This window comes from Deltaproteobacteria bacterium (genome assembly GCA_016180845.1).
GTDB lineage: Bacteria > UBA10199 > UBA10199 > JACPAL01 > JACPAL01 > JACPAK01.
Genome location: JACPAK010000004.1, coordinates 133,784 through 145,212, shown reverse-complemented (window position 1 = coordinate 145,212; position 11,429 = coordinate 133,784). Strand labels below are relative to the sequence as shown.

Sequence of the window (11,429 nt, the reverse complement as noted above, 5' to 3'; positions counted from 1 at the left end):
TTATTTTAAGGCTTCCTTTTCGAAGCTGCCTCCTGATCCATCTGTCTCATCAGGCTGCTAAGAGGTTCCGAGATCGCATACCCTCCGTCCCGATTCGCAATCCTCCAGAGACGGTCCGAGGGCAAACCATGATGGGCGAATTCATCAGACCTTAGATACTCTTCAACTGTCATCTCGCGGGTACTATCACCGTTGTTCACAACGACACGATCCGACGGCTGCAGGATGCCCGGATGTCCCTCCTCTTTGAGGCCCACGATCGGCCCTTCGTCCTCCGAGTAGGTTTTGTCGATAAAGGCCCTGACCCGTTCGTTCACCGCGAATCCCTTCCCGAGTTGAGTCAACTTGGCGAGCCGCTCGCTGGGATGACCATGACTATCAAAGGTTGCAGAAGTCAGGTATTCCCGGACCGGAACCTGATAAGTCTGGTCTCCTTGTTCGATGTTTACCTTATCGGCATCTAAATCGATGACTTCTTTCTGCCCACTATCGCTCAGGTTTTTGACGACGATGGGGGATGGAGATGGCTTGCCGGCAAAACGACGAAGCGACCAGGCAACGGAAAACCCGCTTCCAGTCGTTGCGAGTTCGGCAAGTCTCTGTTCCGGGGTCGTTCCCTTTCCGAAGTGATCTTTGGCGACATAATCTGCCACCGTCATCGTGCTGGTAGCGCCCCCCTGTCTGATCGTTACCTTGTCATCGGTCTGTAGGACCCCTTTAAACCCTTCATCCTGAACCTCGATTTGAGGGGGCGTTGATGGATCTGCCGCTTCTTTATGGCGAGCCCGCTGTTTTTCATGGGGCCTTGGTTCTACTCCAACTGCCTTGATTCGTGGAACTCCACCTGGGGAATTGACGCCGCTCATAAGACCTCCTTTAGGGTCTTAACACCGCGACTCCCCCAAGGATCACAGGAAAGATTACCCTTACGAGTTAAATATCGGGTGAGAGGGTTGCTTGAGTTGCTTCGACACAAAAAATGCGGGAAAATTTTGGCATTTGATTTACTCAATTAAGTGAGTAAATTGTCGGGGCTTTTATAAGTAATTGAAATTGCTTAATTTATGCCCGACCAGATTCAAATGTTGATCGAGATTGCGCTTCAGGAGGATATCGGGACTGGTGATATCACGACTGAGGCGATTTTTGGTCAAGAACCAATTGAAAAGACGGCTGTTATTCTAGCGAAACAAGATCTCGTCATTGCCGGACTGGAGATCGCGAGGCGGGTTTTTCTAACAGTCGATCACCATCTTGCTTGGCAACGGTATTTCGAAGATGGCGCGTTTGTCAAAAAAGGACAAAAGGTTGCCGAAATCAAAGGGCGACTCACGAGCCTTCTGAAAGGCGAGCGGGTCGCTCTGAACTTCCTGCAGCACCTCTCCGGGATCGCGACGCTCACGCACCAATTTGTTGAAAAGGTCAAAAAAATTCCGGTTCAGATTCTCGATACACGGAAGACGACACCCGGCATGCGGGCGTTGGAAAAACATGCGGTTCGGATGGGGGGTGGAAAGAATCATCGCTTGGGTCTCTATGACCGGTTTTTGATCAAGGACAATCACCTGCAAGCGGTTTCGATTTCGGAGGCGATTCGAAAGGCCAAGGAAAAAAATCCAAACAAGGTGCCGATTGAAATTGAGATTCAATCAGAAGGACAGATCGAGGAGGCGATTGCGGCGGGAGCGGATATTTTACTCCTCGACAATTTTTCGCCAAAGGAATTGAGAAAAATTGTACAAACCGTCCGGAGACATGTAAGGGCTACCAGCCGGTCGCCCCTACTGGAAGCGTCAGGCGGTATCACCCTCGAGAATGTCATGGATTACGCAAAGACCGGTGTAGACTCTATTTCAATCGGGGCTCTTACGCACTCTGCGCGAGCGGTCGATTTTTCTCTTGAGATCGATTGACGCTTGTTCCCCTCATCCTCTTCAAAATTTCCACAGCGAGCGCCTGGTAATTTTCAGCTCCCGTCGATGAGGAGGCATACTGGAAGATCGGGACCCCATTCAACTGGGCCTTATTGATTGCCGTATTGACGGCGATCGAGGTCTTTAAAAGTTGGCCATTGACGAACTTCTTCATGTTTTGAACGATCAACTCATTCATCGTGACATTGCGGTGATCAACCCGTGTAAAGAGGACACCGAGGAGTTTTAGCTTCTGATTCAGTCGTTCCTTAATTTCCTCGAGCATCTCGATCAAGCCGTTCACCCCTTCGAAGGCGAGGGCGCTCATTTCACACGGCAGAATCACATAATCAGAGGCGCAGAGGGCATTCAGTGTCAAATTTCCAAGGGCGGGCGGGCAGTCGATAACAATATAATCATACAGCGTACGAGCCACCTCCAGGCTTTGTTTCAGGATAAATTCCCGGCCGATGCGCTGACTGATGACCGCTTCCGAGCTAGTAAGTTCACGGTCTCCGGGGGTGATATCGAGGTTATCGATCTTGGTTTTGACGATCCCGTCAAGCAGTTCACCATGCTTGGAGGCAAGGATCTGTGAGAGGGGGGTGTATTCAGCGCTTTCGTCGATCAATTCGCCGAGCGATTTCTCGACATGTCCTTGGGCATCGAGGTCGATCAAGAGGACTTTTTTGTTGTGGAAGAGGGTTAAGCCACTTCCCAGATTGACGGTCGTTGTCGTCTTGCCGACCCCCCCTTTTTGACTACAGATCGAGATCACCTTCGCCTTCAAGGTCCCTTTGTCATAATGAGATTTCTCGACGGTGAGGAGGTCTTTCAACTTTTCAGCGAGAGACATACGGCCCTTTACTATATCTTCGCCCCTGCTTTTCAAGTTTTTTCGTCAATTGACTTGTTTTGATCGGAAAGATAGGGAGTCTCTATTGTGGATGACTTAGATAAAAAACTCCTGACCAAGATCCAGTTCGATTTCCCATTAGATTTGCGCCCTTATCTGCGTCTGGCCGAACAGCTCAAGACGACGGAGGAGGAGATCATTGCCCGACTGGCGCAGCTTCGTAAGGAGAATGTGATCCGCCAGATCAGCGCCATCTTCGACACCAGAAATTTGGGCTACACCAGCTCCCTTGTCGCGATGAGGATACCGTCAGAGAAGCTATCGGCAGGGGCGCGGATGATTAATGCCTTCCCGGGGGTCAGTCATAATTACAAGCGCGAAAATCACTTCAACCTCTGGTTCACCGTTGCGGTCCCGCCGGGAAGGGATTTGAATGAAACGGTTCGGATCATGGCCTGCGAGGCGGAGGCTGAGACGACTCTTATCCTTCCCACACTTAAGTTATTCAAGATTGGGGTAAGGCTCGATGTGACCGGGAAGTCAGACGGTCTGGAACAGGAAGGGCGCCAGGAATTCAAGCGAGTACGTCGGACGCTTTCAACTGAGGAGCGGGAGATCGTGAAGGCGCTCCAACAAGATCTTCAACTCATCTCACATCCCTTTGAGCCGGCTGCCCGACAGATCGGGATTTCAGAAGGGGAAGTTTTCGAGTTGATGAAGCGGATGACCGATGAAGGGATCATGCGCCGCTTCGCCGGTGTCCTCCATCATCGAAAGGCCGGCTTTGCCTTCAATGGCATGGGGGTTTGGAAGGTGCCGGCAGAGAAGATCGAGGAGCTTGGGTGGAAGATGGGCTCTTACCGCGGGGTTTCTCATTGTTATCAGAGACCGACTTATCCCGAGTGGGACTACTCCCTCTACACCATGGTGCATGGAATGAAGCAGGAGGATTGCGAACGGATCATCCAGGAGATCTCAGAGGCGAGCGGGATCAAGGAGTACCTGATCCTCTACAGTACAGTGGAATACAAGAAAGACCGGATCGATTATTTCTGTGAGGCGTTTGATGAATGGTACGCGGAGCACTCCCTGCCTCCCTCGGCACATCCTGTCTTGAGGACCGTCGCGAGTTACGCCGAAATCTATTAATGAAAAGTCTCTACATTCACATCCCGTTTTGTGAGGTGAAGTGCGGCTATTGTGATTTTTTTTCGGTTCCGCGCGGGCATGAGGAGTTTGATCTCCAGAAGGAGTATACCCATCAGCTCATCGCTGAAATTCACGAACGAGCCCGAGAGTTCTCCAGAGAGCCGATCCACTCGATTTTTCTTGGAGGAGGGACCCCTTCACTTCTGCACCCAAAATATCTGGGATCGATTTTCGAGGCATTGCATCAACATTTTTCATGGGATGCCTCGACCGAAGTCACCCTTGAGGCGAATCCGAAGACAGTTTCTCTGGAGCGCTTAAGAGATTTTCGTTCGTTGGGCGTTAACCGCCTCTCCGTCGGTGTTCAATCATTTCAAGACAAATTTCTGAAGGTGATGGGGCGGATTCACTCGGGGGAAGAGGCGAAGAAGACAGTTCATGAGGCACGTGAGGCTGGGTTTCACAATATGAGCATCGACCTGATCTATTCCCTTCCGGGAGAGACGCTCGAGGATTTTGAGTTGGATTTGAGTCAGGCGCTCTCCCTGGAGACTGATCATCTTTCACTTTACAATCTGACGATTGAACAGGAGACCCCGTTTGAAAAGATGTATCGGTCGGGCCTCCTATCGCTTCCAAGTGAAGAAGAACAGTGTCGGATGTTTGAGAGGGTGGGTGAGCTGGAAGGTTTTCATCGGTATGAGATCTCTAATTTCTCAAGGCGAGGGTTTGAGTGCCGGCATAATCTGAATTATTGGGATTATGGGGAGTTTATCGGTTTTGGGGCGGGGGCGGTGTCGTTTATAAGAATCCCCCCCGGCCCCCCTTTTTCAAAGTGGGGAGTTTCTGAAATACCCCCCTTTAGCAAAGGGGGGAAGGGGGGATTTGGTCTTCGCCACCAAAATGTTCGTGACTTGAAAAAATATCTTGCTGGTCAGTGGGAACAGGAGACGGAAGTGATCCCGCTTCAGACCGCAATGCGTGAATTCTTGATGATGGGTTTTCGAAAAATGGAGGGGGTATCTTTAAAAAGATTTTCGGAACTCTTTGGACAATCTCTGGAAGAAACATTTCCCGATCAGCTTTCTTTTTTATCTCAAGGGGAATGGATTGAAAAGAGAGATCAAAGGGTGCGACTAACGACGAGGGGGCTTCCTGTGGCTAATGAGATTTTGCAGAGATTTTAAGGCTCGGAATTTTCTTCGGTAATAGGCATTGTCATCATTCTAATCAGACAAGCTGTAAACAAAAGAAAGGCGCCGATATAAAGGTTATTTCTTATGACGATCTCTCTTCTCGTCCTTTTCACAGTATTGATCACTTTATTTAAGACCTGTCTTTCCTGCTCAATGCTATTCGCTCCGGCGACAAGGGCATTAGCACTCCCCATCATTTCTTGAGTGGCAACTGTTCCCACAGACGAGCCAATTTCTTTCAAATTTATGCTTCCTTGTATTCCTAAGGCTCTCCCCTCCATACCTTGAAATTCATCTCCGATGTCTCGTCCCATTGGACCACAATTGCTATGAGTGTTTAAAAAGATATTTCCGGTTCTAAACAATCCAAATAATAATCGTTCCCTCATTGTGATCTTTCCCAGAGAGATCTGAGGGGTGAAGGGTGTAGAATCTCTGATACTCGTTTTGAGTGCTTCGGCAATACCACGGAAGTCTCTTTGTATCTCGAGCATCAGTTGATCGGCCACACGTGCAAACCTTAAGGCGGTATTCCAATCAACGATACCAAACAGATATGAAAGAGTGCCAACAAAGTTCATAAGATATCCTTAATAGTTATCGGTTCTTTCCTGAGAAAGTTCCTGTCTTTTTTCACTAACTGACAACCTTTTTAACTCCCCCACGAGAGTACGGGTGTGCGACCCTTACTTCTAAAGACCTTACACCCGTTTCTTTCCCATCCTGACAGGATGCCTGAGGTTATCGCGGCGGCGGCGAGATCAGCCTCAAGGGTTATTGAGGTGGCAGAGGCGGCGGCGGTACGGGTCTTTGATTCTTCAGAGTTGGCAAGGGTCGAGAGGATCGCCCATCCTCTTTTCGACAGTTTTGCGGCGAGGGCCTTGCGACTTGTCGGGAGGCCGATCTGGAGGACTCATGAGCGATCCCCGGAGCAGACGATTATCCTGACACGTATTCTGAAAGCTGTTCGAACCACCGAACGACCGGTTGTTGTGATTGATCTCGATGATACCCTCTTCGCGATGCTTTGGCGCCACGTTGCGATTTTCAGGGAGTATGGGAGGAGACATAAGGTTCCTCTCATGGAGTTGATCGGGCCGGAGCATTTGACCAGCTGGAATAAATCAAAAGTCCTGGTCGATAATCTGGGGCTCGATCCTACTTGGTTTGCGAGGCATGAGCATGAGATCGAAGAGTTTTGGCGGAGTCGTTTTTTCACAAATTCCTATATTGCCCATGACCTCCCTCTCCCTGGTGCCGCCGAATATGTTCGCCAGCTCCATGAGGCAGGGGCGCATATTGTCTACATGTCCGGGCGCTCTGAGGCGAGGATGCTTGAGGGAACAGTCCAATCTCTCCGACGGCATCACTTCCCAACACCGGATCAGGGAAAGGTGACTCTGATGTTGAAGACGCCCGAATTCGATCCGCATCGTGATTCTGGAATGCCGCCAGATGAGATCATCAGGCTGGCACATCGGTCCGATGTTGCCTTTAAGGAATGGGCGATAGAAAAGGTGAGACCATTAGGGAATGTGGTCGCCTGCATCGACAACGAGCCGGCCAACATCAACCTCTTTCGCGACAAGTTCTTTCCGAATGGAGGAGGGTTTGCTGTCTGGGTGGCAACCACTATGGCAAGGCCTGATATCATCCCCGATCCGCGGGTCCTAATCATCCACGGATTTCTCTTATGAACTGATCTTGACCTTCTCAACATTCCTGCTTAAATTTCAGCCCTATGCAAAAACCACCTGCGAATCCTGTGATGCCACCAACCGCTGCGGATCAGAAGATCTCCAACCTTGAGGGAAGGATCAAGGAACTCGAGAAGAGTCTTCAGGAGATGAAGGGGAGTTATCTCTTGGCCCGGGCCGATCTGGATAACTACAAGAAACGGGCGGTGAAGGAGAGAGACGAGTTTGTTCAATTTATGAGTGAGCGGTTGCTGCGTGAACTCCTTGATGTGAAAGACCATCTGGAGCTTGCCCTCGATCATGCGAAGGGGGCGACCAATATCAAAACGTTGCATGATGGTGTGGAATTGACACTGAAACAGATGCAACAGTTTATGGAAAAATTTGGTGTCTCTGAACTTTCTGCTATTGGGCAAAAATTTGATCCCAATTTTCATGAGGCGATTCATGAGGAGGTTGTGGACGGGGAAGGGGGGAAGGTCATCCAGGAACATCAGAAGGGGTATCTTTTTAATGGTCGGCTCTTGAGGCCGGCACGTGTTGTTGTCTCCAAAGAAAAGAATCATTGAAATTTCTTTCTCAAATCATTGTCCTCTTTTTATTCGTCGGCTGTGCGTCGATGCAGAAGCAGCCGACCTACACGCGTCTTCTTAAGACCCCCGAAATTGAACAGTCCTTTCAGAAGGCGGAACAGATTCTTTTTGACAAGAGACGGGACGAAGCGGCCCAAGCCTACCAAAATTTTATCAAGACCACGCCGTATAATTATTACACGCCGAAGGCCCACTACCGCCTTGGCGAGCTTCATCTGTTGCGGGAGGAGTGGAGTCAGGCGGTTCCTCACTATCGGGAATCTCTGAAGAGGGGGATATTCCCGGAGTGGGGGACAAAATCGATTTATCAATTGGCGATCTGTCACTACCGGCTTGGAAATTACAATGAGACATTTGCGATGCTCGATCGCTTGCCGAAGGATACCGAGGCGGAGCTTTGGGTGAAGGCAGGGTCACTTCGCGTGAAGGCGGCGAGACAGAAAAAGGATAGTTTTGAAGAGATCAAAGGTCATCTCGAATTGGTGGAGGGGTATTCGCTCCTGTCTCCTTCGGAATGGCAGATCGGTGAGCTTGCGTGGGTCATTGATCAACCCCAGGCGATCCAGGCGGTGAGGGGATGGGTCGATGCGAAGGGGACCGATATCCGGGAAGTCAAGAGAACCGAGAAGCATTTTCAGGAGAGGGGTGTTGGTGGTTATCCGCTTTGGAAATTGGCGAAGGTCTCTCACGAGAGAGGGGACTATGAATCGGCTGCCCATTCCGCCCAATCGTATCTCGAAAGATATCCGAAGCATGAATATGTGCGAGTGGCCCAGAAGCTCTTGGCGGAGTTAGGGAAGAGAGAGACCGGTGTCCATACACGTATCGGTGTCCTAGTTCCACTTTCGGGAAAATATTCAGTCTATGGAGAGTCTGCCCTTCATGGGATCGAGTGTGCGGCAGGGGTCTATGCCCCTTGTCGGAGTGAGACGGAGGTGGTTCTCGAGGTTCGAGATAGCGAAGGGGATCCCAAGAAGGCGATCGAGATCGCCCAAGAACTTGCGGCAGATCCGGAGATCATCGGTTTGATCGGCCCGATGTCTCAGGCGGAATCAGAGCAGCTTGCACCGGTTGTCGAATCACTGCAGATCCCGACGATTGCGTTGTCCCAGAGCATGGATCTTCCGGCAAAGGGGGATTTCATCTTCCGGAATTTTTTAACTGTTGCGGATCAGGTGGCGACGCTTGTTGACTATGCCTGTAACAAAAAAGGACTCAAAAAGTTTGCGATCCTTTACGCCAAAAATCAGGTGGGCGAAGAGTACTTGAAACAGTTCGAAGAGCAGGTGAAGGAGTGCGGGGGTGAATTAGTCGGAAAAGAGGCCTATACACCGACCTCGGACAACCTTCTGAATCCCCTTCGGGCCCTGAAAAATTCTCGCGAAAGTTATGCCGTGGATTCGAACCAGGTTTCTTTTGAGGCGCTCTTCTTCCCGGATACCTTTCGCAGGGTTCCCGATCTGATCGGCTCGCTTCAGTTTCTCAATATGACCGGTTTTGCCCTCTTGGGAGGAGCCGGTTGGAACCACCCTGACTTGGCGCAGGTCAGCACAGGGGGTTTTACCGAGATGACGTTTGTGGATGGTTTTTTTCCTGATTCGGGTGAGTTTGTGGCGAAGGATTTTGTTGCCTCGTTTCAGGCGGCCTATGGGATCGAACCGACCCTGCTCGAGGCGTATGGTTACGACACGATGCGTTTCCTGATCGATATCTTAAAGAGACGACCGGATGTTTCCCGTTTTGACCTCCAAGATGAGCTTGCCGATCTGAAAAATTTTCCTGGAGTTACCGGAAATATCTCGTTTGATCGGGTCGGCGATGCGAGGAGGAGGTTGTTTGTGCTGACGGTGAAAGAGGGGACGATTCAGGAGTTGAGATGATTTTTAAGAGAGAACCAGTCCTGGTGTGAGTTGGTTTCCTTTGGCCTCAGCGAGCGAGAGGCTTCTGAAACGCCCTTGGGCATCAAATTCATAAATCAACTGCAGTCTGATCGGGTCTCGACTCGTTGCCCAGGGAAGGGGATCAACCGTCGCGAGCTGAAAGGTATGCCGGCTTCCGTCTGCAAGAGGTGTTGAAGCATAACGATCGTAAGGGAATCCAGCGGTCCTAAGGATTCCCGCCATCTCATCAGTTGTCTGGACGACGTTTGGCAAACGCCTCCCCTCGTCCATGACGAATGCCCTGACCGGTGAGGTATCAATCGCCTCTCCCCATCGCAAGAAAAGATCCTCGCTGAAGCGGGGGGTGAGGCCGGTGGCTGTGTAAAACCTGTGGAGCTCGGTTGCCCTACTGCCAAAAAGAGATCGACGGAAGACGACCCGTTCTCTTCCTCCTGCCTCCAGGAGATAGCCTGAAGTCAGAAGTCTTAGTGGATCTTCAAATTGTTGGGGAGCGGGTCGATTTTCTATCAGGTCGTTCAGGCTCAGATGACCGCTAACTCTCCTGATAGAGACACTCATGGAAGCGGACGTTGATTGAATCGGTTCACCGGGGTGAGGCTGGATCAATCTTTCGATAGCGATGTCAAGGTGCCATTGGCCTTCACGTTGCTGATAGGAGCCGCTTATGTTCAAGACGCCCATTTCTGTAGGGCGCATTCGAGTCGAGGGGATGACGACGCTAAATCCAACTGGGAGTGTTGTCTCTTCTCTCTGGAGTGCTGGGAGAAGGAGCTCTCTCAAACGCCGACGGATATGGGGAAGAAGCCCATCCGAACTCACTGGTAGAAACGGTCCGAGATGAGGGGACACCAACGCTTCCAACTCGCCCAACCCGATCACAGGGGAGGGGTGTGTTTGACCGAGAGGAAGGTCTAGTCTTAGTTCAGCACCGACATACTCGGCTCCCAGGAGAGTTTTTATTTCACCAGCGGCGTTTCTTTCTACGAGCGCTATTCCTTGAAGCCTTCCATGCCGGTTGAATTGGTATAGAGCTCCACACTCCACGACTTCTCTATTTGTTGCCCAAGGGGTTGGGGTTGTTGAGGCAACCGGGAAAAAGAACTCCGCCTCTGCAGCGCTAGCAGGCGAAACCCTAATGCCACCCGGAATACAACTGAGTTGATTCGAATAATAAACCGGTTGTGGAAAATGACCGACCCCTTTTAATCCGGTAGGCCATGTCGCTTCGGCCAGCAGAGGGCTCCATCTCTCGAGCCCTTCTTTATCGAAGGCAACAAATCGAAACCCCTTCTCTGCTGACAAGGTCAGCATCGGATCTTCTCCTTCGGCCAACCCAAGGTGGGATCGACGGATCGCGGAACTTCCACGGAGCGGAAGCTGGATGTCATCATCTATAAAGGTACGACTGCAACTTTGATTCTTTCTCGGGAGATCAATGATATGTCCCCAAACTCCCTTTCGTTTTTCTACAGGGATATCGATGACCATCCGTCGCAGACGAGGGTTCGGATGCATGGTATTCTCAGGCGCCTCGACGAGCAGGGTCAGGAGGGTATTCCCTTCAGGGCCCCTTCGGATTCGTCCTGCCAATCGGAAATTTGGGAGGATTCCTGAAAAGAGAATCTCTTTGCCCCTTTGTCGAACAAATTGTCTGGCAATCGGCAGATCATTTTCAGTCTGAGAGAGTTGCATGAGGAGGTTGTCTAAATGGAGTCGAAGTGCCTCTCTTTCTGCCCTGCCTAGGTTCGGAGGAGATGCCCTTTCGGTGACGAACAGAAGGATGTCTCTTTCAAGGGACCGGACAAGCCTGTTCAGGTTATGGGAGGGTCTCAGTTTTATCGTGAGCGCAGCGGCAACCACCAGGGTGAGGCCAACTGAGGCTTGAAGAACCCCAGAGCTTTCTTTGGGAGTCGGTTTTTGGTACGAATCACCCGACCCAACGGTGCCTGATTGAGACTCAGTAGCTACTTCCTGTTGAGGAGTGGTTCCCATGAGCTGATCCCAGAGCCTTCCGATTCTGGTTAGCAGCGGTTCGTCGTTTTGGGACTGAATAACGGCCATACGGATTGGTTTTCGTCATCTTCTTGAAAAGGTTGCGGAATTTATGGGGTTGGTTATCCTCAC

General features: G+C 50.7%; 10 protein-coding genes. 6 read left to right on the top strand and 4 right to left on the bottom strand.

Annotated elements, in window-relative coordinates; all coding sequences use genetic code 11:
- Window positions 1–5: 5 nt before the first annotated feature.
- Complete coding sequence (locus tag HYT76_07695) at window positions 6–866, bottom strand: hypothetical protein (GenBank protein ID MBI2083440.1); 861 nt, start codon at window positions 864–866, stop codon at window positions 6–8.
- Window positions 867–1,064: 198 nt separating this feature from the next.
- Between HYT76_07695 and nadC the strand changes: the two genes are divergently transcribed.
- Window positions 1,065–1,913: a carboxylating nicotinate-nucleotide diphosphorylase gene (gene nadC / locus HYT76_07690; protein ID MBI2083439.1), complete on the top strand. Its 849-nt coding sequence runs from the start codon at window positions 1,065–1,067 to the stop codon at window positions 1,911–1,913.
- Here the strand turns inward: nadC and HYT76_07685 are convergent.
- A complete protein-coding gene (locus tag HYT76_07685; GenBank protein MBI2083438.1) occupies window positions 1,867–2,769 on the bottom strand; it encodes a ParA family protein in 903 nt (300 codons plus the stop codon). The two genes, nadC and HYT76_07685, sit on opposite strands and share 47 nt — an antisense overlap.
- A gap of 87 nt (window positions 2,770–2,856) precedes the next feature.
- Between HYT76_07685 and HYT76_07680 the strand changes: the two genes are divergently transcribed.
- A complete protein-coding gene (locus tag HYT76_07680) occupies window positions 2,857–3,918 on the top strand; it encodes an Lrp/AsnC family transcriptional regulator (GenBank protein ID MBI2083437.1) in 1,062 nt (353 codons plus the stop codon).
- A complete protein-coding gene (gene hemW / locus HYT76_07675) occupies window positions 3,918–5,105 on the top strand; it encodes a radical SAM family heme chaperone HemW (protein MBI2083436.1) in 1,188 nt (395 codons plus the stop codon). The genes HYT76_07680 and hemW overlap by 1 nt, the downstream gene beginning before the upstream one ends.
- Here hemW and HYT76_07670 read toward each other — a convergent pair.
- The gene (locus HYT76_07670) at window positions 5,102–5,695 is read right to left on the bottom strand and encodes a hypothetical protein (protein MBI2083435.1); all 594 of its coding nucleotides are present in this window, start codon (window positions 5,693–5,695) and stop codon (window positions 5,102–5,104) included. The two genes, hemW and HYT76_07670, sit on opposite strands and share 4 nt — an antisense overlap.
- A gap of 150 nt (window positions 5,696–5,845) precedes the next feature.
- Here HYT76_07670 and HYT76_07665 point away from each other — a divergent pair, with 150 nt between their 5' ends.
- Genes HYT76_07665 through HYT76_07655 form a run of 3 tightly spaced genes read left to right on the top strand, consistent with a single transcriptional unit; the run spans window position 5,846 to window position 9,284 of the window.
- The gene (locus tag HYT76_07665; protein MBI2083434.1) at window positions 5,846–6,811 is read left to right on the top strand and encodes a hypothetical protein; all 966 of its coding nucleotides are present in this window, start codon (window positions 5,846–5,848) and stop codon (window positions 6,809–6,811) included.
- A gap of 44 nt (window positions 6,812–6,855) precedes the next feature.
- On the top strand, window positions 6,856–7,380 hold the full coding sequence (locus HYT76_07660; protein ID MBI2083433.1) for a nucleotide exchange factor GrpE: 525 nt from the start codon (window positions 6,856–6,858) through the stop codon (window positions 7,378–7,380).
- On the top strand, window positions 7,377–9,284 hold the full coding sequence (locus HYT76_07655; GenBank protein ID MBI2083432.1) for a penicillin-binding protein activator: 1,908 nt from the start codon (window positions 7,377–7,379) through the stop codon (window positions 9,282–9,284). The genes HYT76_07660 and HYT76_07655 overlap by 4 nt, the downstream gene beginning before the upstream one ends.
- Before the next feature lie 3 nt (window positions 9,285–9,287).
- Here the strand turns inward: HYT76_07655 and HYT76_07650 are convergent, their stop codons facing one another.
- The gene (locus tag HYT76_07650) at window positions 9,288–11,366 is read right to left on the bottom strand and encodes a hypothetical protein (GenBank protein ID MBI2083431.1); all 2,079 of its coding nucleotides are present in this window, start codon (window positions 11,364–11,366) and stop codon (window positions 9,288–9,290) included.
- Between the last annotated feature and the right edge of the window lie 63 nt (window positions 11,367–11,429).

Coding starts and splice junctions, on each gene's coding strand:
- HYT76_07650 (MBI2083431.1), bottom strand. CDS start 11,366: ATGGCCGTTATTCAGTCCCAAAACGACGAACCGCTGCTAACCAGAATC.
- HYT76_07670 (MBI2083435.1), bottom strand. CDS start 5,695: ATGAACTTTGTTGGCACTCTTTCATATCTGTTTGGTATCGTTGATTGG.
- HYT76_07685 (MBI2083438.1), bottom strand. CDS start 2,769: ATGTCTCTCGCTGAAAAGTTGAAAGACCTCCTCACCGTCGAGAAATCT.
- HYT76_07660 (MBI2083433.1), top strand. CDS start 6,856: ATGCAAAAACCACCTGCGAATCCTGTGATGCCACCAACCGCTGCGGAT.
- HYT76_07665 (MBI2083434.1), top strand. CDS start 5,846: ATGCCTGAGGTTATCGCGGCGGCGGCGAGATCAGCCTCAAGGGTTATT.
- HYT76_07695 (MBI2083440.1), bottom strand. CDS start 866: ATGAGCGGCGTCAATTCCCCAGGTGGAGTTCCACGAATCAAGGCAGTT.
- hemW (MBI2083436.1), top strand. CDS start 3,918: ATGAAAAGTCTCTACATTCACATCCCGTTTTGTGAGGTGAAGTGCGGC.
- nadC (MBI2083439.1), top strand. CDS start 1,065: ATGCCCGACCAGATTCAAATGTTGATCGAGATTGCGCTTCAGGAGGAT.